Source organism: Streptomyces diversicolor, assembly GCF_057537855.1.
Window position 1 is genome coordinate 129,866 of sequence record NZ_BAAJXA010000013.1, and the last position, 22,620, is coordinate 152,485.

The window sequence follows — 22,620 nt, forward strand, 5'->3', positions numbered from 1 at the left end:
CATGCCCGGACACCGGTTCACCACCTCCCCTTTCACCACGTCCCCTTTCTCCGGCACACCGTCGGCCGGGCCCTCGCGGCGTCGGCTGCTGGCCCTCGGGGGCATCGCCGCGCTCGCTCCCGCCCTCGCCGCCTGCGGCCAGGGCGGCTCCGCGCCCAGGACCGCGCAACTCGCCGAGGGCGTGCCAGCGGCGCTCCGCTTCGCCGTCATCGGAAGCGGCAAGACGGGCATACCGGCGGCTCTGCGCTACAAGTTCGACGGCCTGGACATCGGTAAGGAACTCGGCGGAACGGCGGTCGCCTGGCCCTCGGGTTTCACCGCCTCCCTGCCCGTCATGGAGGCGTTCAAGGCCGGCAGTGTCGACTTCTCGTTCGCCACCGCCACCGCCGTGGCCTACGCGATCGGCGGCGGCGTCCCCCTCGTGCCGCTGGCCGCCTACCCGCTCCCCGCCACGGAGGTCGAGATCCTTGTGCCACAGGGCTCCTCCATCCGCGGCGCGGCGGATCTCAAAGGCAGACGGATCGCCGACCAGAAGGGCACGACCGGCACCTACAGCCTCATCAAGTACCTGGAGAGCGCCGGTCTGCGGCTGGACGACGTCGAGTACGTCGATCTGCCGGCCGCCGACGCGGAGTCGGCCTTCGCCAACGGCAAGGTGGACGCCTGGATCAGCTGGCAGCCCGCCATCGGCCTGGCCAAGGCCCGGCATCGGGCCCGCAGCCTGCCGAACGTCAGGACGTACGACTACAGCTTCTACGTGACGAGCGAGTCGTTCGCGAAGGAGTTCCCCGAGGCCGTCGCCAAGGCCGTGCGCGCCGTCCGCGACGTCCAGCGTCGCGTCAACGCCTCCCCGGAACGGAGTGTCGAGTTCTTCGACCGCATCGGCGGATTCGGCTCAGCGAAACCGGAGCGCGAGGTCTACCTCGAACTGACCCGGAAGAAGCTGCTGTCCGACTCCAACGCCGACGCGCTTGCGGCGGTGGACGCCAAGGCGATCGACAGCACCCAGGACCTCGCCGACAACTTCCATGCCCTGGGCGTCTACCCGTCGAAGATCGATGTGTCCGGGTTCCTGCGGGACTCCCGGTTCGACTCGATCAGGAAGACGGTCGCCGCCGAACTCGCGAAGTGAACCGGCGCCGGACACCCCACCGCACGGCGCGAGGCCACGGCATCCCGGCCGCCGGGCCGCCCGTGACAGCACCCCTGGAAGCCTCCCAAGCCCGCAACCCGCCACGGCAGAAAGCCTCTTGATGAGCATGTCCCAGAACCAGATGCACCTCGCCGCCTTCGTCACCGCGGGGCCCGGCCGGCCCGGAGGCTGGCGCTACCCGGGCGCCGAGCCGAACTGGCTGTCCGCCTCCTACTACCAGCACATCGGACGGATCCTCGAACAGGGCAGATTCGACCTGATGTTCTTCGCCGACATCCTGTCCGTGCCCGACCGGTTCGACAACAGCATGGACAGCCAACTGCGGTACGGCGCGCTCGGCTCGCTGCGTCTGGACCCGACGCCCATCCTCGCCTCGGTCGCCGCCGTCACCCGTCATCTCGGGGTGGCCGCCACGGTCTCCACCAGCTATCTGGAACCCTTCCCGGTGGCGCGGTCGTTCGCCACGACCGACCACCTCAGCAACGGCCGCGCGGCCTGGAACGTGGTCACCTCCTTCCAGGACTCCGAAGCCCGCAACTTCGGCGACGACCGGCACATCGACCGCGACAAGCGGTACGACCGGGCCGACGAATTCCTCGAAGTGGCCTGCAAGCTCTGGGACAGCTGGGAGGACGACGCCCTGGTCATGGACCCGGCCGCCCCGCTCTTCGCCGACCCCGCACGGGTCCACCGCATCGACCACGAGGGCGAGTGGTTCAGTGTCCGCGGCCCCCTCAACGTCTCCCGTCCACCCCAGGGCTACCCGGTGATCATCCAGGCCGGCGCCTCCCCCAAGGGACGGGATTTCGCCGCTCGCTGGTCGGACGTCATCTTCTGCAGCCACGCCTCGCTGGACTCGGCCCGGGACTTCTACCAGGACGTCAAGGCCCGCGCCGTGCGCCACGGCCGCCGCGCCGAGGACATCAGGATCCTTCCCATGGCGACTCCCGTCATCGGCCCGACCACCGAGGCGGCGCGCGAGACCCGGCGGCGGCTGGAGGACCTGGTGCCGCCGCTGGCCGGACTGTCGACGCTCGCCTATCACCTGGACGTCGACCTCGCCGGCCTCCCCCTCGACGAGCCGCTGCCCGACGTGGACGTACCGGGCGTACAGGGCCACTACAAGGAGGTCGTGGAGATGACGCGGCGCGACGGACTGACCCTGCGTGAGCTGGGGAAGCGCTACGGCGGACGCACCGAGGGAGCCTTCGTCGGCACGGCCGCCGAAGTGGCCGACGGCATGCAGCGGTGGTACTCGGAGGGTGCCTGCGACGGATTCACCATCGGCGCCGTGCACACTCCGGGAGCGTTCGAGGACTTTGTGCGTCAGGTGGTTCCCGAGTTGCAGCGCCGCGGTGTCTTCCGCACCGAGTACGAGGGCACAACCCTGCGCGACAACCTGGGCCTGGCACGCCCTCGGGCCGGAGCCTGGCAGGGCCGCCGCTTCGGTGCCTGAGCACCCGCCGACCGGGTGGGCACACCGCCGCGCCCGCCCGTCCACCACCACCGCCACCACCACCGACGACCACGAGGACACCACCGCGATGACGACCGCAGCCGACACCGTGAGCATCACCGGGCGGACCACGGACACCGTGGGCCGTTTCCTGGTGACCGCCAGAAGCAACCACTTCGTCTCCGACGCCCGTACCGGACCGGCCGAGGCCGTCCAGGCCGGAGAGCTGCTGCTGTCCTCCCTGGCCTCCTGTTCCCTGAGCAACATCCAGTTGCACGCCCAGGAGCGTGGGTCCGGCCTGACCGACGGGCGGGCTCACGTCAGCTACGAACGAGACCCGCAGGACCCCACCCGCTACGCGGCCATCCGCCTCGACCTCCGGCTGGCCGGTGTGACCCAGCAGGAGGCCGAGACACTGGCCGGGCTCTTCGCCGGCAGCTGCCCCATCTACAACACTCTGCGCCGGGGCGGTGACATCACGCTCTCGGTGCACGCGACAAGCGCCGCTCTTCCCGCCTCCTGACGGAGCGCGACAGGCACGCTCCCGTCCCTGCCCGCCGCGGCGGAACGGCCGCCGGCCGTCAGGCGGCCCGGCTGTCGTACAGGACGGGGTTCAGCGGGGTGTCGGGGACGTCACCCGGCTTGGTCTCGGGCATCCAGCCGAGGTCACGCCTCTGATACTCGTTGGTGGGCTCGGCGACCCGGATGTCGGCGTCCATGTAGATGACGGTCATCACGCGGCGCGGCACCGCGCCCCGGTTCGGGCCCGCGTGGTGGAAGGTCCAGCCGCGGTGGAAGCTGGCGTCACCGAGGGCGAAGGGTTCGACGACGTCCTCGAAGTCCTTCTCGGCCAGGGCGTGTTCGAGCCGTGTCTCGGACTCGTCGGAGATCGGCAGGTCGCGGCCGCAGGAGAAGTGGTGGCTGCCCCGGGCGAAGGTCAGGGGGCCCATGTCCAGCGGGGTCTCCTGCAGCGGCAACCAGAGCGTCAGGCAGCGGTCGGAGGACAGCGGCCAGTAGTACTGGTCGGCGTGCCAGGGGGTGATGCCGCCGCCCGGCTCCTTGTACAGCGCCTGGTCGTGATAGAGGCGTACCGCGTGCACGCCCAGGAGCCGGGCGGCGACCTGGGCGAGCCGGCGCGCGAACACCAGCTGCCTGACCTTCTCGTTCTCTCGCCACAGATTCGACACCTGCAAGAACGCCTTGCCGTAGGTGTCCCGCGCGGCGAGCGGCAGGCGCTGGGTGTTCAACCGGATCACCTCGGAGGTGATCGTCGGCTCGTACTGTGCGATCGTCTCCGGCGACAGCACGCCGGTCAGGCGCACGAAGCCGTCGCGGTTGAAGTCGGCTGTCGCGGACGGGGCCAGGCCCTCGTACGGGACGTCCAGTTCGGATGCGGGTGTGTGCACGGGCGTGGTCATGGCGCCTTGCTCCTCATGTCCAAGGGTGCGGGAAGGTACCGTTTGCCGGACTCAACCGTCGCAGGGCGGGCGGAGGCCACGCCACGCCGCTGTTGCCCACTTCTGGTACTTGGTTGCCCCTCACCCGGAGGGCCTGCCGAGGGCTAGCATGCCCCGTGTGAAACCGCGCTACGAGCAGCCTGGCATCTCCGACGGGACCACGTTCACGTGCTTCGTGCGCAGCGAGAGGTCCTTCGACTTCGCCTGGCACCATCACCGGGAGTACGAGCTGACGCTCATCACCGCCGGTACCGGCACCCGTTATGTGGGTACCACCGTGGAGCGTTACCGGCCCGGCGCCCTGGTGCTGCTCGGCCCTGACCTGCCGCACACCTTCGCCTCCGAGCCGTCCGAGGCACCTGCCGAAGCGGTGGTCACGCAGTTCCGGCACGACTTCCTCGGCCCGGACTTCTTCGCCCTGCCCCCGTTCCGTGTCCTGGACGGCCTGCTGGCGCGCTCGGCCCACGGGCTGCGCTTCGATCATGTCGCCGGCGAGGTGCGCGCGCTCGTGGCCCGGCTGCCCCGGCTGGAGGCCGCGGCCCGCACGGTGGCGCTCCTCGACGTGCTGCGGCGGCTCGCCGAGGACGTCACGGCCTCGCCGATGACCGGGCCCGGATACGCCGCCGCGCCGGGCACCGCCGTGCGCGACCGCATCGACGCCGTGTGCCGCCATCTCCAGCAGGCCCACACCGAGCCGGTGGAGCTGGCGGAGGTGGCGGCGCTGGCACATATGTCGCCGACGTCCTTCAGCCGTTTCTTCCACCGGGTCATGGGACGTACGCTCACCGACTACGTCAATCAGCTCCGGGTGGAGACGGCGTGCTCGCTGCTGACCTCGACCTCCCTGCCGGTCACGGAGGTTGCCGACCGCAGCGGCTACCGGAACCTGTCCAACTTCAACCGCCGCTTCCGTGAGCTGAAGGGCCTGCGGCCGACGGAGTACCGGGCCGCGCATCGAGGCGGGCGGCCGGCGATCGTGTGACCGCCTGCCGTCCGGCGCGGCGTCAGGCGCGGTGGCACAGGTCGTTGGCCGTCCGCAGCACGGGCGGCGCGGTCAGCTCCGCGGGGTCCAGGTGTGCCGCGGTGCGCACCAGGAAGGAGTGGGTCTCGCCGGCGAGAAGGGTGACGAGCATGTCGTCCACCTCGGCGTCGGGGGCGAGCCGGTCGGCGAGCACGACCAGGTCCCGGACGAAGGAAACGGCGCGCACATCCACCCGGCAGCCGCCTTCCACCGCCGTGGCACGGGTGGTCAACGCCGCTGTCTCGTAGGCGAGTTCGCGGTCCTCCAGGAAGGTCTGGACGGTGCGGGCCGCGCCGCTCGTCGCCACCAGGACCTCCCGCGCGGGGTCGTCCGGTCGCAGCAGCGAGCCGGGCAGATCGAGGTGGGTCACGGACCGGGGAGCCACCTCGAACGCGACGGCGGCCGTGTCCCTCACCCGGCCGTCGAAGGTCTGCCGCTCGGCCCTGGCCGTCCCCCTCCATACGGTGTCGGTGTCGTTCACGGCGACCAGCACCCGTCGTGTGTCGCGTGGCTGGATGGTGAGCAGCCGCGGGGCGTAGGCGTGGCGCAGTGCGTAGTAGAGCGGTTTGGGCCGGCCGTCGCCGTCGACGGCCGACCAGGAGGTGACCGGCCAGCAGTCGTTGAGCTGCCAGACGACGGCACCGGCGGTGCGCGGCCACCAGGAGCGGAAGTGCTCGATGCCGAAGGCCACCGCCCGGGCCTGGTTGAGCTGGGTGGTCCAGTGCCAGTCGGCGAAGGTGGTGGGCCTCGGCAGGTGCGGGGCGAAGCCGCGTTCGAGTTTGCCGTTGCCGTCCTCGGCCTTCTGGTGCAGGAGGAAGCCGGGCGAGGTGGGGGTGAGCGGGTCGTCGTGGATCCAGCGCCGCAGGGTGGCCCATGTGGGGGGACCCTGGTAGCCGAACTCGGAGCAGAACCGCGGGACGTGGTCGCGGTAGGCGGTGTAGTCGGCCTCGTTCCACACCTGCCATTCGTGGCGGGTGCCGTGGTCGGCGTCGTTGGGGTGCACCTGGTCGAGCGGGGGGCCGGGGCTGTAGGGGCTGTTGGCGGCGTAGAACCGGGTGGGGTCGAGTTCGGCGACGATCCGCGGGAGCAGTTCGGTGTAGTGGCCGTGGCCCCAGGTGCGGCCGTCGAGCTGGTCGCGCCAGCCCCAGTCGCGATGGCCCCACATGGTCTCGTTGGCGCCGTTCCACAGGGCCAGGGAGGGGTGGGAGACGAGGCGGGTGACGTTCTCGCGCGCCTCGGCCTCGATCTCGGAGCGCAGCGGCTCCTCCTCGGGGTAGGCGGCGCAGGCGAACGGGAAGTCCTGCCAGACGAGGATGCCGCGCTCGTCGCACACGTCGTAGAAGTCGTCGGTCTCGTAGATGCCGCCGCCCCACACGCGCAGCAGGTTGATGTGGGCGCCGCGGGCCTGGTCCACCCGGTGGGCCAGGCGGCGACGGGTGATACGGGTCAGGAAGTGGTCGTCGGGTATCCAGTTGGCGCCCTTGACGAACACGGGCCGGTCGTTGACGACGACCGTGAACGGTGTGCCGATCTCGTCCGGCGTGACATCGACCGTGACGGTGCGAAAGCCGATGCGGCGCACCGCGGTGTCCAGCCGGCGCGTGCCGGTGGCGTCGTACAGGGCGACGTCCAGGTCGTACAGGGGCTGGTCACCGTATCCGTGCGGCCACCACAGGGCCACGTCCGGTACCTCCAGGGTCACCGCCGCCGAGGTGTTCCCGGCAGGCACCCGGACGTGCGCCTCGCGGCCGGCGACCCGGATCGTCAGTACCGGTTCGCTCCGGTCATCGGCGTGGGCCCGTTCGACGTCGGCGTGCAGTTCGACCCGCCCGACGCCATGGTCCCCGACGGTGACCAGCGGGCGCACGCTCGCGAGGCGCGCGGTGGCCCACCGTTCCAGCCGCACCGGCTTCCAGATGCCCGCCGTCTGCAGGTCCGGTCCCCAGTCCCAGCCGAAGCTGCAGGCCATCTTGCGGATCATGTTGAACGGGTGCGGGTAGTTGTGGGGGCGTTCGAGGTCACGCTCGATCTCTTCCGCGTACTCCAGTGCCGGCCGGAAGGCGACGACCAGTTCGTTGGTCCCGCCCCGCAGCGCCTGGCGCGCGTCGAACCGGTAGGCGCGGTGCATGTTCGCGGTGGAGCCCAGCGGGCGGCCGTTGAGTTCCACGGCTGCCACCGTGTCCAGTCCGTCGAAGGCCAGGTCGACGCGCTCGCCGGGAACAGGCGCCGCCGCGTCGAAGGTGAGGGTGTAGCGCCATCCGGTGCGGTGCGCCCAGGCCAGTTCCTCCTCGGCCCGGTCGAGGTACGGGTCGGGGACGAGGCCGGCGGCGAGCAGGTCGAGGTGGGCGCTGCCGGGCACCCGCGCCGGCAGCGTCCTGCCCGCGATGTGTGCGGGGACCGGGCCCGTGGTGGCCGACAGCCGCCAGCCGTCGTGCAGGATCTGATGGACCATGGCGATGACTCCTGTGCTGCGTGGGGGACGGGCGGTCGGCGTCGGCCCTCGGCAAGACCCGGGCCGTGGTCGTCGCTCAGATGTCACACGTCCGCGTTCCGCAGCCACTTCAGCTGCGTGGAGCGGTGTTCGGCGGTGCCGCCCTCGTGGCCGTTCCACGGGTAGACCTCGATGGACTTGCGCGGGTGGGCCCAGTGGTGGTAGGAGGCGAAGACCGTCGAGGGCGGGCAGACGGGGTCCATCAGCGCCACGGAGTACAGCGCGGGGCACGCGGCCCGCACCGCGAAGGTGCGGCCGTCGATGGAGGACAGAGTGGTGAAAACCTGTTCGTCCGTGCCCCGTTGGGTGCTCAGGAACCGGACGATCTCCTGGTAGGGATCGCTGTCGGTGATCTCCAGGGCGCGACGGAAGTTTGGCGCCGCCGTGCGGGTCCGCGGTGGCGTCCGCGTGGTCGCCGCCCGAGGCGCCCTGCCCCCGGGTGTCGACGACGTAGACCGCACGCCCTGAGGCGGGCCAGAGCAGGTGGTCGTGCGGGATGCCACGACCGCGGTGGTAGCCGGCGTAGAGCATCACGCAGGGCACCGGTTCGGTCACGTGCCTGGGCACGATCAGCCAGCCGAAGACGCGCTGCCCTCCCCATCCCGTGAACGAGGCGTCGTACACCCGCACTTCGGTCAGCGTCGCGTCGCAGGGCCGGAACTCTGCCGCCAGGTCGTGGCCCGCGGCCTCCTCCAGGGTGCTCTTCCAGAAGGCGTCGAAGTCCTCGGGTTCGGTCCGTTCGGTGCGAAAGGAGCGGAGTTCGGCCAGGGGCATGTCGAGCAGGGCCATGCAGGGCTCCCAGGGGTGGCGGAGGGGCGAAGAATTCTGCACGCGCCACCAAGGTAGGCATCACACCGGCCGCCCGTCCAGCGCTCTCCACCGGCAGAAAACCTGTAAACACCGCTTCCCGCACGGCACTTGACCGCTCTGCAAGCGCATGCAAGCGTTGCAGCGCAAGGAGGTGAGCGATGCCCACCAACGCACGTGTCGCCATCGTCGGCACCGGAAACCGCGCTCAGCAGTTCACCGAAGGACTCGCCGAACGCCCGCACATCGAGGTCGCCGCGCTCTGCGACCCCAACCCGGTGCGCATGGCGCACCACAACCGGCTGCTGGCCGCCGCGGGCCGGCCCGCGGCCCGCGCCTACGGCCCCGACGGCTTCGCGGAACTGCTGCACGCCGAGCGCGTCGACACCGTGGTCGTCACCACCGTCGACGCGCTGCACGACACCTACATCGTCCCCGCGCTGCGGGCGGGCTGCCGCGTCGTGACCGAGAAACCGATGACCACCGACGCGGAGCGCTGCCGCCGCATCCTGGACGCGGTCACCGAGACCGGCAGCACCCTCTCGGTGGCCTTCAACTACCGCTTCAACCCGGTGCACGAACTGGTGCACCGGGAGCTGCGCGGGGGCGCGATCGGCGACGTGCTGTCCGTGCACTTCGAGTGGCTGCTGGACGTGCGCCACGGCGCCGACTACTTCCGCCGCTGGCACCGCGAGAAGGACCAGAGCGGCGGCCTGATGGTGCACAAGGCCGGCCATCACTTCGATCTCGTCAACTGGTGGCTGGGCGCCCGCCCGCAGCAGGTCTTCGGCATCGGCCGGCTCGGCTTCTACGGACGCGAGAACGGCGAGCGCACCGGCTACCGCCGCGACTACGAACGCGCCCACGGGTCACCGGCCGCGGCGGACGACCCCTTCGCCCTGCACCTGGAGGACAACGCGGGCCTGCGGGCCCTGTACCTGGACGCCGAGGCGGCGGACGGCTACCACCGCGACCGGAACGTCTTCGGCGACGGCATCACCATCGAGGACGACATGGCGGTCCTCGTGCGCTACGACACGGGCGCGTCCATGTCGTACCACCTCACCGCCTACTCTCCCTGCGAGGGCTACCGGGTGATGTTCAACGGCACCGGCGGACGGCTGGAGCTGGAGGTGCAGGAGAGCGAGTGGCAGCGTCCGAACACCAAGCTGACGTCGGCCAAGGGTGCCGTGCACGGCGACACCGCGCCGGACAACGCGGGCGGTGCGCGCATCCTCGTACGGCCGCTGTGGCAGCCGCCGCGCGAGGTGGCGATCCCGGAGTTCGACCACACCGGGCACGGCGGCGGCGACGCGCGGATGCTGCGGGCGCTGTTCGACGGCGAGCGGGGCGAGGACGGCAGGACGCCGACCGCGACGGCGGTGGACGGCGCGCTCGCGCTGGCCACGGGACTTGCCGCGAACTCCGCGTTCGAGCAGGGTAGGCCCGTGAACATCGATGACGTGGTCAGCATCAAGTGAACGCCACCATGGCCGACGTGGCACGCGAGGCCGGGGTGTCCGCCTCCACCGTCTCGCGTGTGTTCAGCCTGCCGCATGCGGTGCGCGCCGACACCCGGGAACGGGTGCTCGCGGTCGCACGACGGCTGGACTTCACACCCAACCGCGCGGCCAGCTCGCTCGCCCGCGGCCGCACCCGGACCCTTGGCCTGCTGGTGCCGGACGTGGTCAACCCGTACTACGCGGAGATCGTCAAGACCGTGCAGCACCGGGCCCGCGCGAAGGACCACGCGCTGTTCCTGGCCGACACGGGCGACGACGCGGCCGACGGTTTCGAGCTGGCGCAGGCCATGGCCCGGCAGACCGACGGGCTGCTGCTCGCCGGTCCGCGGATGACCGACGACATGGTGCGCGAGCTGGCCGGGGCCGGTCCGGTGGCGCTGATCGGCGCCCAACTGCCCAGGACCGACTGCGCGTACGCGGACCTCGCGACGGGCATGCGGCAGACGGTCCGGCACCTGGCGGCGCTCGGCCACACCCGGATCGTGTACGTCAACGGAACCCGCACCGCCCGCACGGACGGTCACCGGCGGCCGGTACGGGAGGCGTGCGACGAGTACGCGGTGGAACTCGTCGAGCAGTTGGGCCCCTTCGACCTGACCTTCGACAACGGGGTGGCGGCGGCGGACCTGGTGCCCACCAGCGGGGCCACCGCGATCATCGCGCACAACGAGATGGTGGCGCACGGTGTCGCCGGCGGTCTGGCCCGGCAAGGCCGGTCGGTGCCGGGGGACTTCAGCCTGGTGACGGTCGACGACACGTTCATGGCGCGTACGATCCATCCGGCGCTCACCGCGCTGCACATTCCCCTCGACGTGATGGGTGCCCGGGGCGTGGACCTGCTGCTCCAGCGCATCGAGGACCCGGACGGCGAGCCCCGGCGCACCGTGCTCCCCACGAGCCTGGTGGTCCGCGCCTCGACCGGACGACCGAACGGCGCGACAGCGCAGCCGCGCACCTGAACGCTCGCTGGAGTTGCCGCGCTATGCCGTCGGTCGTCCGCGGCACCGTCGTGGCTGGTCGCGCAGTTCCCCGCGCCCCTTCGGGGCGCTGGCTATGACCGCCGGCGTCGGCGGCGCGACGTGGCAGCCCGGCAGGGCACCGCGTCCGGCTGCTCCCGCGGCCGGCGTGGCGGTCACGCGTCGTGCGGCGGGAGCGGGGTGAGCCACAGCAGCCAGTCCCGGTCGTCCGGAGCCGTCACATCGAGCAGGCCGGGCGGGCATGTGCTCGTCGTCCGGTCGTCGACGACGTCACCCGTTCTCGGGTCCAGCCATCGGCACCGTACGGCGCGGTCGTCGAGGGGGAGCCGCGCGGTGAGCCGGCCCCCTTCGAGCAGATAGATCAGGTAGAAGTTTCCGGGATCGGCGAGACACCAGGTGGTTCTCCGGTTGTCGAGCGCCAGCGGTCTGGCCCGCACCAGCGATGCGGACAGCTGGTCCTTGATGAAGCGGAACGGGATCTGGATGATGTCGCACCCCACCGGGGGCAGGTAGTCCGCGGTGCCCGCGGATGCCGGGGTGACGGCCGGCGGGAAATGGACCTTGTCGATCAGCATGGACCCGCCGCCCATGAGAAACGCCCAGACATGCTGCCGCGAGGCCAGCTGCCTTTCGAGGACGATCGCCCTGTCCGGGTATCGAGTACGGTACTCCTCGACCTGCCGGTACAGCTGATACGGAGTGGGCCGCAGGTCGTCCATGAAACGCGCCGGAATCTGCCGGCCACCGGGTGGGGCGTTCAGGACGCCGGACGCGTCGTAGGACCAGTACCTCAGGTCGAGGGTCGAGACCGTCCCGGAGCGGACCGGATCGTCCAGGACCGCGTCCATCACGTCCTTCGTCGCGCCGAGCGCGATGTGCACGCCCTGTCCGGTCTCGGCCTCCCAGCGCCGGATCTCGTCCAGCCAGAACTCCACGAACGACAGCGGTCCTGTGTATTCCTCGGACAGCAGGAACACCACGTTCCGGTTGCCGCCCAGCACATCCAGGCACTTCCTGATGTACGCGCGATGCAGCTGCCTGCGCACGGGGTGCCGCACGTCGTAGAAGGCGTCGGCGGCCGGAATCAGGTCCGGCATTCCCGTCGGCTGGAGGCAGTTGACGGGCCGCCAGGGGAAATCCACATAGTGCGCGGCCACCTCGACCAGGGCATGCTGGAGGTAGAAGTTGTGGAAGAGGACAAGCCCCCTCCGGTCGCACAGATCCGCGAACTCCTTCAGCCGGTGAAAGTAGTAGGGGTTGAACCTGGACAGGTCGTACTGGGGCAGGCCGTCCCATGCGGCCGCCGTCCCGCTCCGCTGCCACGGCTGCTCCAGAAAGGGCGGGACGGCGGCCGAGTCCGGCCGTCGTCCCGTGTCATGAGCGTCACGCCTGCGGTCGAACCACAGCCCGAAGCAGTGCTCGAATCCCAGGATGCCGCACTCCACCATCGACTCCGTCAGACGATGAAGGTCCTCGGTGTACCCGGGCCCGGTTCGCTCGGGGTCAAAGGCCGCGATGTTGGGCCGGATCGGACAATCGGTGAACCAGCCCTCCCTCCCCCGCAGCCCGCCCCAGATCCCGCCGTGCTGAGCCAGACCCCATACGACGCGTCCTGTGTCGACGTACCAGCCGTTGGTGACCTGCATGTCGGGTTTCGTCTCCCTGGAGTTGCCCGTCTTCGGGAGGGTGCGGCCGGGCCCTTGGCCGGCGCGCGGCGGTGTGGGCCGCATGCCGGTGCGCGAGGTGCCGGTCAGCGGCCCGGGTGGGGTTCGGCTTGGGGTTCGGCTCCCGCGAAGCGGTAGTGCCGGTCCGGATCGAAGTCGGGCCACGGCTGATATGTGTTCACACCGGGCTCGCCGCGCAGGTGGAACGCGCTCGGGTACGGCTGCTCGTCCGCCGTGATGCGGGTCGACGTGGGGATGTAGCGGATGGTCAGCCCGCACCGCCGGTGCTGCGAGGTGTTCGCGTTGCTGCCGTGCACGATGTGGGGGTGGTGCACCTCGACGTCGCCCGGCGCCAGCACCATGTCGACGGCGGCCGACTCGTCGACGTCGACGGCGATCTCCTCACCGAGCACGTTGTCCACCGCCGTGTTGGCGCGCATCGCCTCGATGCCACCGCGGTGGCTGCCGGGGATCAGCCGTACGCAGCCGTTCTCCGGTGTGGAGTGGTCGATCGCCAGCCAGAGCGTGACCACCCGCATCGGTTCCAGCGGCCAGAACGCCCCGTCCTGGTGCCAGAGCACGGCCTGTCCGGAGTACGGCGGCTTGCTGATGTAGTGCGAGGCGAACAGCGCGATGTCCGGGCCGACGAAGGTCTCCGCGATGTCCAGCAGCCGGTCGTCCGAGACCAGCCGCAGCCAGAACGGGTCGTCGCGCAGCAGCGTGTGGCCCAGCTGTTCGGGCCTGAGGTCCGGGTGGCGCAGGCGCAGCCAGTCGACGTGGCCTGCCGCCTCCCGTATCAGTTCCCAGTCGATGACCCCACGGAAGACGGCGTAGCCGTCGCGGTCGAAGCGGTCGAGGACATCGCTCATCGGACGTCTCCCAGGATGCGCAGCGGGGCGGGTGCCCCGGTGTGGCGGACATGGCCGTCCACCGCGACCTCGCAGTGGTCGGCCGCCAGCTTCAGATCGATCTCATGGCCGCGGTAGCGCAGCCCGTGGAGCTCCAGGCCACCGGGGAGCCAGGCGGGGGGTTTCAGGTCGAGCGCGCCGTCCGCCTGCGGACGCAGTCCGGCGAGGCCCAGCAGCACGGCCTCCGCGCCGGTCAGCCCGGCGATCACATTGGCGCGGCGGCCGCGGGGCGGGGCCGCGGGCCGGTCGCAGTAGTGGTCCTGCGGGTAGTAGGGGAAGTGCCGGCCCATCCACAGCACCCGGCGCAGCACGTCCCAGGCCCGCCGTGGCTCGTCGCGTTCCCACAGGGTCAGGGCGAGCTGGGGGGCCTCGCCGGTGTAGGCGCCGCCGCCGGACCAGTCCACGTCGCCCAGCTCGTAGTGCAGGCTGTCCTCGGCCGAGACACTGCTCACCCCGTACGGTCCGAGGAAGGCGCCCTCACGCAGGTGCGTCAGCAGCGCGGCGGCCATCGGCGCAGTGCACGCGCCGGCCCGTAGCGCGTCGAACCCCTGGATCGAGTAGGCGAGTTCGGTGTGGCCGTCGGGGTAGCGGCTGCGGAACCAGCCCGCGTCGGCGTCCCACAGTTCCTCTCCCACGGCCTTGAGGATGCGCCGCGCGCGGGCCCGCAGCGGGGCCGCGGGGACCGGCGCGTCACTGACCTGAGCCAGTTCGGCCAGCAGATCCAGGCTCCAGGCCCGCTCGGCGTTGGGGCTGGCGACGATGTGCTCCCAGCCGGTGGAGCGCATCTCCAGCAGATTGGGCTGGGCGCCGTAGTCGCGCAGCTCGCCGGCGGCCGGGAAGCGGTCGGCCAGCCGCTCCTCCGCTACGTGCAGACGCGCCACGAGGTCGGGGGCGATCCCGTCGTGGCAGGCCGCGGCGTGTGCGAGCATCACCAGTGACCAGCCGCTGTAGGCGTAGGCGACGCCGGTGCCGCTGCCGTCCGGGGCGATCGCGTAATGGTCCGTCAGGTCGGCCTTGACCATGGCCTCGACGATGTCCGTGACGCCGCGGCCGAGCATCAGCGTGAGGGTGTGCGGGGCATAGCCGCCGGTGTCCCAGGCGTAGGCGCACAACGCTCCGCCGTCGATGCCGGAGGTGGCGGGGAACGGGACGGTGGCGAAGGCCGGGTTGTCCCACAGACACACCAGGCCGCTGGCGAGGGACCGGCGGTAGTAGGTGTCCAGTTCCGGCAGGTCCGTGACCAGCCTCGGCACGCGTTCCAGGGCGCGGGCGGTGCGCCGCTCGACCAGGGCGCGGGAGGTGGCCGCCCACTGGCCCAGGGTGCCGTCCGGGCTGCTGCCGTCGAGCAGTACGGCCAGGTCGAAGTGGGCCTCGTCGGCCGGTTGGAGCCGTGTGGTCAGCGGCCCGTGCACGAGCGTCGCCCGGTTCTCGGCCACCGTGTCGGGCTCGGGCGGCATCCAGCCCCACTCCCCCAGCGGCACCTCGCCGACCGGCCCTGTCGTCAGTTCGGGCCGCACGCGCAGGGGCAGCGTCCGCCCGGACCGGTTGCGGACGGCTATGTGCAGCACATAGCCGGGGATGCCGTGCAGCGGTGTCAGCTGCGAGCGCACCGCCAGCGACACGAGCCGTCCCTGGTGCCGGCGGTGATAGCTGCCGCGCCGCTCGATGCCGTCGAGCCGCCAGGTCCCGCCGGCCGGCAGCAGTCCGGTGCCGTGCATGCCCGGGGCACCCGTGTCGCCGACGGGGATGCCGTCGGCTTCGAAGGCGACGGCCAGCCGCGCCCGCGGGGCGGCGTGGGGCGGGGCGTAGCAGGCGCCGACCCCGCACACCGTGCCCGTCACGACTGCCGCCGTGGACCAGCCGCTCGCGGTCCACAGTGTCTCGGCGACACCGTGGCGCAGGTCGAAGTCGAAGTCGCGGGTCTCATGGCCTGTCACAGGCTGATCTCCTGTTTCTGCCGCGCGGACCGGTAGGCCGCGAGAATCACCTTGAGCACGTCCGTGCCCTCTTCGTGGGTGTGCACCGGCCGGGTGCGGTCCCGTATCCGGTGGGTGAAGTCGGCGCAGACGGCCGCCAGGGAGTCGGTCGCCGGGTAGTGGAGCGCTTCGCCGCGCACCCTGTGGCGCAGCGTGGTCCCGTCGCTCCACACGCTGCCTCGGCGGCGGCGATGACGGCGGCGGCATGCAGATGGTGCGGCAGACATATGTCGACGGCGTCGATGTCGGCCTCGGCCGGCATCCGCTCGTACGCGTCGAACACCTGGGCGCCGCCGGCCTGCCGGGCGCGCTCGCGGGCGGCGCCCGGATCGACGTCGGCGACGGCGGCGACGGTGGCCCGGTCCAGGACGGCGAGATAGCCCCGCAGAGGGGAGCGGGAGATGTTGCCGCAGCCGATGATGCCGACGGAGACGGTCACAGGAGGCTTCCTTCCTCACGGCCGCTGCACATGGCGGCTGCCATCAGGCGGGTCAGGTCGAGGCCGAGGGCAAGGTTCTCCTCGTCCCGGGTCCCTTCGATGACGTGACGCACAAAGCGGTCGAAGGGCGTTCCGGTGGCCTGGGGCACGGGCAGTTCACGCCAGTCGCCGCCGGTACGGCGAAGCAGCAGCCGCGGCTCGGGCGTGCCGTACACCAGTGAGCCTTCGGTGCCGTGCAGTTCGATGGAGAACGGGGACAGGGGTGTGGTGAAGGACGCCTCCACCACGGCGAGGGCGCCGTCCGCGCAGCGCAGCACGGCGACGGCGTTGTCCTCCACGGCCCGCTCGGTCATATGGCCGAAGGTCGCGGTCACCGTCTCGGGCATCCGGCCGAGGAACAGCCGGGCGAGGTACATGGGATGGCAGCCGAGGTCGATGAGGGCGCCTCCCCCGGTGGCGGCCGGGTCGTAGAAGTGCTCGGGCAGCCAGCCCTCGATCGCGCCGCCGTGCGCGAGGCGCACCCGCACCAGGGTGAGACGGCCCAGTTCGCCGGCGTGCACCACCGTACGGATGGCCGTGGTGTAGCCCTCGTACAGCCGCGGGAGCGCGAGCATCAGCGTCACACCGGACTTCTCCGCGGCGGCGGTGATCTCGGTGCACTCGGCCGGTGTCGGGGCGAGGACCTTCTCGGTGAAGATGTGTTTGCCCGCTGCCGCGGCGGCCGTGATGACCTCGCGGTGCGCGGTGGTCGGGCAGGTGACGACGACCGCGTCGACGTCGTCGCGGGCGAGCAGCCCGCCCAGATCGGGGTGGAAGCGGGCGCCGAGTTCGCCGGCCCGGCGGCGTCCGCGGGCGGGGTCCTCGTCCCAGACGGCGGTGATCTCGGTGTCGGGGTGTTCTCGCACCTGGCGTGCGTAGTCGCGGGCGTGCACGTGCCAGAAGCTGAGCAGGGCGAGGCGCAGGGTCACGGATGCTCCTTCCTTATCCTTTGACGGCGCCGGCCAGACCGTTGACGAAGTAGCGCTGCAGCAGCACGAAGACCACCACGATCGGCACGAGCGAGATCACGGATCCCGCGCACAGGAACGTCCAGTCCGTGGAGTTCTCGCCGAGGAACGAGTACATCCCCACCGGCAGGGTGCGCAGTTCGGGCCTGGACAGGGTGAACACGAGCGGGATGAAGAAGCTGTTCCAGGCGCTGATGCAGGTGAAAAGGCCCACGGTGGCGAGCATCGGCCCGGACAGCGGCAGCATCACGCGCCAGAAGGTCTGGTGGAAGCCGGCGCCGTCCACCTTCGCGGCGTCCTCGATCTCCCGGTCCATGGTGGAGAAGTAGCCCATGAACAGGAAGGTGGCGAACACCAGGCCGCTGGACGACTGCACGATGACGACGGCCCACAGCGTGTTGAGCAGGTGGAGTTCGCGCACGATGTCGAAGATGGGGATGATCGTGTAGCCGTGCGGCAGGAACAGGGTGACCGAGATCAGCCCGACGCAGAGCTTGCGGCCCGGGAATTCGGTGCGGGCGAGGACGTAGCCCGCCATGGAGGTGGCGAGCAGCGTCAGGACGACCGAACCGCCCGCGACGACGATCGTGTTGAAGAAGTAGGTGCCGAAGGACGCGCCCTTCCAGGCGCCGCTGTAGTTGTCGAGATGCAGCCCGTCCGGGAACGGGTTCAGGCCCTTGGAGAAGAAGCCGTCGGCGCTCTTGAGGGAACTGCCCAGCATCCACAGGAACGGGAAGAGCCAGAGCAGTCCGCCGCCGAGGAGCAGCAGATGGGTCAGGGACCGGCCCGCCGTGCGGCGGGCGGCGCGGCGGCGCGCGGGGGTGCGGCCGCGGCGAGCGGAGGAGACGAGAACGGCCATGGCGTTGTCTCCTTTCAGGCGCGCCCGGCGGCGCGACGCTTGGCGATGGACCGGAAGATGAGCACCTGTAGCACGGAGAAGCCGATGAGGAGCAGGCCGTAGAAGAAGGACGCGGCGGAGGCCAGGCCCACGTTCGGCTCGGTGGCCTGGGCCTGGTTGCCGCCGAAGGCCAGGTGGTAGATGTACGTGTTCACCACCTCGGTGCCGAAGTAGGGGCCGCCGCCCGTGATCACCTGCACCAGGTCGAACACCTGGAACGCGCCGATGAAGGCGAGGATGACGATCATCAGTCCGACCGGGCGCAGCAGCGGCACCGTGATGTTCACGAAGGTGCGCAGCCGGCCCGCGCCGTCGATCTTCGCCGCCTCGTAGACCTCTTCGGGGATGGTCTGCAGGCCGGCGAGGAAGTACACGAGGTTGTAGCCGAGGGTCTGCCAGATGCCGACCAGGACGATGATCCCCAGGGCGATCTTCGGGTTGCCGAGCCAGTCGACGGGCCGGTCGACGAGGTGGGCGTCGAGCAGCCAGCCGTTGAGTGTGTCGCCGAAGTTGGAGAGCATCAGTTGCACGACGACACCGACGACGGCCGGCGAGGTGACCACCGGCAGGAAGAACAGCGTGCGGTAGAAGGCGGAGAAGCGCAGGCTCTTGTTGTTGAGCACGAGCGCCAGCGCGAGGGCGATGACCAGTTGCACGGGCACCACGGCGATGGCGTACACGAAGGTGTGACCGACGGCTCGCCAGAAGATCGAGTCGTGCGCGATCTGCCGGAAGTTGTCGAGGCCGACGAAGTCACCGGGTGATCCGATGCCGTTCCAGTGGTAGAAGGTGTAGGCGAGCGAGCCGAAGATCGGGTAGATGACGAAGGTCAGGAGCAGTATCAGCAGCGGGGCCAGGTAGAGGTAGCTCCACCCGTTCCCGCGGACGCGGTACCACAGGCTGGGCCTCGGTGATGTCGCCGGGGGAGCCGCTCCGGGCCCGCCGGTGGGCGAGCTCGGAGCGGCCGTGTCAAGCAGTCGCACACATGCCTCCGGTTCACGCCGGCTTGTTCTGGTACGCCTTGGTGGGATCCCAGTCCTGGTACAGCCAGTCGTCCAGGCTGACCTTGGCTCCCTCGGCGCGGGCCGCCTTCACTCCGTCGGCGAGGGCCTTGTTGCGGCGGTCCTCCAGGGCGGTGAGGGAGTCGCCGACGTTCTTCAGCTGCCCGGTGTACAGGCCGGTGAGCACGTCGGGCAGGTCGGGTGTGACGGCGGCGATGGTGACCTTGGACACCTCGGGGTTGCGGATCGCGGGGACGGGCCATGGCAGCGCGTACTCGGCGAGGTCGACGTAGGTCTGGAACGGCTTGGAGACGATCTTGGCGTTGCGGTTCGACCGCGGGTAGATCGACAGTCCCTGCTCCGCCTCGACCCAGCGCTGTCCGGCCGCGGGGCTGTGCAGCCAGTCGAACCACTCCCATGCCTCGTCGGAGACCTTGGAGTCCTGGGACAGCGCCCACACCCGGCCGCCCGGCTGGTAGTAGAAGAACGCCTTGGGGGTTTCGGTCGGTGACGGCAGTGTGGTCAGGCTGTAGTCGGTGAACCTGTGCTCGGTCCAGGTCGACTGGTTCCACACGCCGCCGACGGTCATGCCGAACTTGCCGCGTTCGAAGAACGCACGGGCCTGTTCGTCGCCGATGGACATCGAGGACGGGTAGATGTAGCCCTTCTTCTTCCACTCCAGCAGCAACTCGACGAAGTCGGCGTAGTTGCGGTCGGAGCCGAAGGTCCACTTGCCGACGCGGTAGTCGAGGCCGTCGACGCCGTAGCCGGCGGGTGAGCCGGCACCGCGTACGAACAGCTCGACCCACCAGGGAAGGGTGGCGTTCTGCGCGTTGCCGAATCCGAGGCCGTACGCCTTGCCGCCCGTCTTCCTGGTGATGGCGTCCGCCGCGGAGGTGACGTCGTCCCAGGTCCTCGGGATCTTGACGGAGCCGTCGGCGTCGGTGATCCCGGCCTCCTTGAACAGGCCGTTGTGGATGTACAGCTGGAGCCAGGGGGAGGTGCCGCTGACCGGCGCGCTGTACACCTTGTCCTCGACCATGTTCACGCCGTTGAAGAAGTTCCCCTCGGGGAAACGGCCGCGCCACTGCAAGGTGGCGTAGCCGTCCAGCGAGCGGAGCCAGCCCTTGTTCACCTGCTCGTCGAACTGCGGGCTCTTGGGGATCATCAGCAGGTCCGGGGCGTTGCCGCCGCGGAAGGCGAGGTTGATCAGGTCGGGGTACTTGTCGCTGACCTGGACCGTGCGCTTGATCCTGATCTTCGGGTGCTTCTTCTGGAACAGCTCGATCTCGCGTTCAAGCCACGGTGCCTGGCTGACGTACCAGTCCCAGTGGTCGATGGTCGTGGTGCCGGGCGCGGTGGAGTCGGACGACGCGGAGCAGCCCGCGAGTGCGGTGCTCAGTGCGGTGCCGCCGAGCGCGGCGGAGGCGGTCAGGAAGCCGCGTCTGGACAGGTGGGGCATGCGGGCTCACGCTCCGTTCTTGAGCGATGCGTCGTCGACGAGGAGATCGCCGGTGCCGGAGGTGGTGCTGACCCACCATTCGGCCTTGGAAAGGGTCTTGCCGTGGAAGTCAAGGGGCACGGCCACGGGGGTGGACAGGTGTGTCCACCCGCCGGTGGAGGCGGTGCCGGAGGCGAGCGGGACCGACTCGGAGGTGCCGTCGGTGTACGCCAGTTTCAGCCTGATCCGTGCGGTGGTGGCGGTGCCCGAGGCGAGCCGCACCCAGGCGTTGGAGGTGTAGCTCCGGCCGTCGAGGACCCGCACGCCCTGCGCCGGTCCCTGCCATTCGGCGGTGCGGCCGGTGGAGCGGATCGCGACGGACCCGGAGTGGACGTTCCCGGTGTCGCATTTCACCGTGCTCGGGCTGAAGCCGTACCAGCCGACGCCGCCCAGTTCGGCGTCGCCGTTGCCGAGCAGATCGGAGTCGTCGGAGTCCTTGCCGTCGGCGACCACGGTGATCGTGGCGCCCTTGGTGGATCCCAGGTGGACGTGCGCCTTCTCCGTGGCGCCGGCTGCCGTCACGGTGACCAGGTAGTCGCCGAGGAAGCCGCGGGTGCGGTAGTCGCCCGAGGCGTTGCTCGTACCGGAGGCGTTGGTCCACCACTGCTTGGTCACCAGGTCGTGCCAGACGCGGCCGTTGGGCTTGAGGGACCAGTCGGCGTCGTAGAGAGCGGCCAGCGGGTCCCAGATGCCCTTCTCCCAGATCCCGAAGGTGCTGATCCCGCTCACGTCGGGGTGGCTGAAGAGCGTGGTCAGGAAGTCACGTGTGTAGTCGGCCTGCAACTGCGTGTCGGCGGTGGTGATGTCGAACTCGGTGGCTTCCAGGGGCAGTCCGAGCGAGGCGTAGCGGTCCAGCAGTGTGTAGACCTCTGTGGGAGGGGTGGGCTGCAGCGCGGTGAAGTGGCTCTCCAGACCGATCCCCTGGATCGGGTAGCCGCCGTCCTTGATCCGCTTGGCCAGCTGGTAGACGTAGTCCTGGTGCCGCTTGCTCCAGCCGTTGTTCTCCAGCAGGCCGTAGTCGTTGAGGACCATCCGGGCCTTGGGGTCGGCCTGTCGGGCGAGGACGTACCAGCGGTTGATCTCGTCGGGGCCGAGGATGTCCTGCAGATTGTGCTCGGAGTAGGGCTCGTTGACGACGTCCCAGTTCTCTGCGTTCCCGGTGAGCGAGCCGGCCTCGTCGGTGATGTGGCCGTCGACGCGGGCTCGCAGCGCCGTCCGGTCGTCCTTCAGGTTCTGCAGGTCGGCGGGGAGATAGCCCCATGAGGGCCACAGGAGGTTGTGGCCGCGGAAGGCGAAGCCCTGCTGGCGTATCCACTTCAGCGCCGGCTGGGTGACGGTCTGCTGGTAGTCGCTGTTCTCCCAGCGGGTCCACTTGAGGTCGTTGGCGAGGGTGACCTGGTTGAAGTCGCCGTTGGTGAGGGCCTGGCGGTATTTCTGGCCGTCCGTGGTGCCGCTCATCATCTGGGCGGCGTCCACGGCGGTGCCGAACTTGAAGGCGTGCCGCTGCATGTCCGCCCTGACGGTGGCGCCGGGCACCGGGTCGCCGTTGCCGTCGACGACCTTCACCGTCAGCTCGCCCTTGCGGTACTTGTCGATCCGCCGGTCCGCGGCCGAGCGCCAGGCGGCATCGGATGCGCGGCCCGCATAGGTCACCTTCGGGAAGCCGGCCGGGTCGCCCGGGCCCCAGTCACGCACCGAGACGCCGGCGACCTGGAGTGTCTGAGCGCCGTAGCCGAGCCAGAAGTTGACGTGTGCCTCGCCGGCCGCGTAGTCCTCGGCGATCCGGAAGGGGAAGGTGAACTTCTGCCAGGCTGACGTCAGTCGCAGCGCCGCGTTCGCGGACTTCCTGTAGGAGCCTCCGTCCCGTTCGAAGACGAAGGCGGCGTAGCCGTCGGCCGAGCCGGCCGGCGCGGTGACCGACCGGGCCCAGAACGTGGCCACGGCCGCGTCCCCCGCCTTGACGGCGTCGGCGGTCTTCGCGCCCAGCGTGATCTCGTACTCGCCGTCGAGACCCGCGCTCTTCGGGGCCGATGTGGTGGTGATCTGGAGCGCCCGGGTGACGTCGGACGGGCCGAAGACGGGAACCACCTCGTACCGCGGGGCCGGGTCTCCCTTCACTTCGGTGAAGCCGGCCAAGGGGTCCGGGCCCATGATCTCGACCGGGTCGGCACTGGCGCGTACCGCGCCCGGGACCGTCTGAAGACAGAAGACGGTCAGAAGCAGCGCGGCGAGAAAATGCAGTGGCTTTCCCACCGGGGATCTGCGGCGGGCATTCCAGGGATTCATGTAATGCCTCATGGATGACCCTTCCGGGTAGGTGGTGGGCACGATGCCCTGTTGC

Annotated in this window: 18 protein-coding genes and 1 pseudogene; 6 read left to right on the top strand and 13 right to left on the bottom strand. The window is 70.3% G+C overall.

The features are described 5' to 3' along the window. The first annotated feature begins 1 nt into the window (after window position 1). From AC27LF_RS17610 to AC27LF_RS17620, 3 genes are all read left to right on the top strand, one after another. Window positions 2-1,132 (top strand): NrtA/SsuA/CpmA family ABC transporter substrate-binding protein, encoded by a 1,131-nt coding sequence (locus AC27LF_RS17610; RefSeq protein WP_479659467.1) that lies wholly within the window; start codon window positions 2-4, stop codon window positions 1,130-1,132. Between the two features lie 121 nt (window positions 1,133-1,253). Beyond that, entirely contained in the window at window positions 1,254-2,609 is a 1,356-nt protein-coding gene (locus AC27LF_RS17615; protein ID WP_479659468.1) for an LLM class flavin-dependent oxidoreductase, read from the top strand. Beyond that, window positions 2,602-3,132, top strand: a complete 531-nt coding sequence (locus AC27LF_RS17620) for an OsmC family protein (protein WP_479659469.1) — start codon at window positions 2,602-2,604, stop codon at window positions 3,130-3,132. Before AC27LF_RS17615 ends, AC27LF_RS17620 begins: the two co-directional genes overlap by 8 nt. Before the next feature lie 58 nt (window positions 3,133-3,190). On the opposite strand, the gene AC27LF_RS17625 is transcribed toward AC27LF_RS17620, so the two are convergent. Further along, the gene (locus tag AC27LF_RS17625; RefSeq protein WP_479659470.1) at window positions 3,191-4,027 is read right to left on the bottom strand and encodes a phytanoyl-CoA dioxygenase family protein; all 837 of its coding nucleotides are present in this window, start codon (window positions 4,025-4,027) and stop codon (window positions 3,191-3,193) included. A gap of 157 nt (window positions 4,028-4,184) precedes the next feature. On the opposite strand from AC27LF_RS17625, the gene AC27LF_RS17630 reads away from it, so the two are divergent. Next, on the top strand, window positions 4,185-5,048 hold the full coding sequence (locus AC27LF_RS17630) for a helix-turn-helix domain-containing protein (protein ID WP_479659471.1): 864 nt from the start codon (window positions 4,185-4,187) through the stop codon (window positions 5,046-5,048). Between the two features lie 22 nt (window positions 5,049-5,070). Here the strand turns inward: AC27LF_RS17630 and AC27LF_RS17635 are convergent, their stop codons facing one another. From AC27LF_RS17635 to AC27LF_RS17645, 3 genes and pseudogenes are all read right to left on the bottom strand, one after another. Next, complete coding sequence (locus tag AC27LF_RS17635) at window positions 5,071-7,539, bottom strand: glycoside hydrolase family 2 protein (RefSeq protein WP_479659552.1); 2,469 nt, start codon at window positions 7,537-7,539, stop codon at window positions 5,071-5,073. A gap of 83 nt (window positions 7,540-7,622) precedes the next feature. Beyond that, window positions 7,623-8,081, bottom strand: a complete 459-nt coding sequence (locus tag AC27LF_RS17640; RefSeq protein ID WP_479659553.1) for an acetylxylan esterase — start codon at window positions 8,079-8,081, stop codon at window positions 7,623-7,625. Further along, window positions 8,035-8,367: pseudogene (locus tag AC27LF_RS17645) on the bottom strand (acetylxylan esterase); the annotation flags it as partial. The gene AC27LF_RS17640 and the pseudogene AC27LF_RS17645, both read right to left, overlap by 47 nt. 179 nt (window positions 8,368-8,546) lie before the next feature. Here AC27LF_RS17645 and AC27LF_RS17650 point away from each other — a divergent pair. Both AC27LF_RS17650 and AC27LF_RS17655 read left to right on the top strand, forming a co-directional pair. After that, window positions 8,547-9,866 carry a Gfo/Idh/MocA family protein gene (locus tag AC27LF_RS17650; protein ID WP_479659472.1) on the top strand — a complete coding sequence of 440 codons (1,320 nt, stop codon included), beginning with the start codon at window positions 8,547-8,549 and terminating at the stop codon, window positions 9,864-9,866. Further along, window positions 9,863-10,867: a LacI family DNA-binding transcriptional regulator gene (locus AC27LF_RS17655; RefSeq protein ID WP_479659473.1), complete on the top strand. Its 1,005-nt coding sequence runs from the start codon at window positions 9,863-9,865 to the stop codon at window positions 10,865-10,867. The genes AC27LF_RS17650 and AC27LF_RS17655 overlap by 4 nt, the downstream gene beginning before the upstream one ends. A gap of 173 nt (window positions 10,868-11,040) precedes the next feature. On the opposite strand, the gene AC27LF_RS17660 is transcribed toward AC27LF_RS17655, so the two are convergent. Genes AC27LF_RS17660 through AC27LF_RS17700 form a run of 9 tightly spaced genes read right to left on the bottom strand, consistent with a single transcriptional unit; the run spans window position 11,041 to window position 22,532 of the window. Then, entirely contained in the window at window positions 11,041-12,615 is a 1,575-nt protein-coding gene (locus AC27LF_RS17660; protein WP_479659474.1) for a DUF6298 domain-containing protein, read from the bottom strand. A gap of 20 nt (window positions 12,616-12,635) precedes the next feature. Next, on the bottom strand, window positions 12,636-13,418 hold the full coding sequence (locus tag AC27LF_RS17665; protein ID WP_479659475.1) for a phytanoyl-CoA dioxygenase family protein: 783 nt from the start codon (window positions 13,416-13,418) through the stop codon (window positions 12,636-12,638). After that, window positions 13,415-15,394, bottom strand: a complete 1,980-nt coding sequence (locus tag AC27LF_RS17670) for an MGH1-like glycoside hydrolase domain-containing protein (RefSeq protein ID WP_479659476.1) — start codon at window positions 15,392-15,394, stop codon at window positions 13,415-13,417. The genes AC27LF_RS17665 and AC27LF_RS17670 overlap by 4 nt, the downstream gene beginning before the upstream one ends. Window positions 15,395-15,440: 46 nt before the next feature. Continuing rightward, window positions 15,441-15,872, bottom strand: coding sequence for a Gfo/Idh/MocA family protein (locus AC27LF_RS17675; RefSeq protein WP_479659477.1), 432 nt, complete (start codon window positions 15,870-15,872; stop codon window positions 15,441-15,443). After that, the gene (locus AC27LF_RS17680; protein ID WP_479659478.1) at window positions 15,869-16,840 is read right to left on the bottom strand and encodes a Gfo/Idh/MocA family protein; all 972 of its coding nucleotides are present in this window, start codon (window positions 16,838-16,840) and stop codon (window positions 15,869-15,871) included. Before AC27LF_RS17680 ends, AC27LF_RS17675 begins: the two co-directional genes overlap by 4 nt. Window positions 16,841-16,853: 13 nt before the next feature. Continuing rightward, the gene (locus AC27LF_RS17685; protein WP_479659479.1) at window positions 16,854-17,738 is read right to left on the bottom strand and encodes a carbohydrate ABC transporter permease; all 885 of its coding nucleotides are present in this window, start codon (window positions 17,736-17,738) and stop codon (window positions 16,854-16,856) included. Between the two features lie 14 nt (window positions 17,739-17,752). Next, complete coding sequence (locus AC27LF_RS17690; protein ID WP_479659480.1) at window positions 17,753-18,760, bottom strand: carbohydrate ABC transporter permease; 1,008 nt, start codon at window positions 18,758-18,760, stop codon at window positions 17,753-17,755. Window positions 18,761-18,773: 13 nt separating this feature from the next. Next, entirely contained in the window at window positions 18,774-20,240 is a 1,467-nt protein-coding gene (locus tag AC27LF_RS17695) for an ABC transporter substrate-binding protein (protein ID WP_479659481.1), read from the bottom strand. A 6-nt stretch (window positions 20,241-20,246) separates the two neighbouring features. Next, complete coding sequence (locus AC27LF_RS17700; RefSeq protein WP_479659482.1) at window positions 20,247-22,532, bottom strand: endo-1,4-beta-xylanase; 2,286 nt, start codon at window positions 22,530-22,532, stop codon at window positions 20,247-20,249. Window positions 22,533-22,620 lie beyond the last annotated feature (88 nt).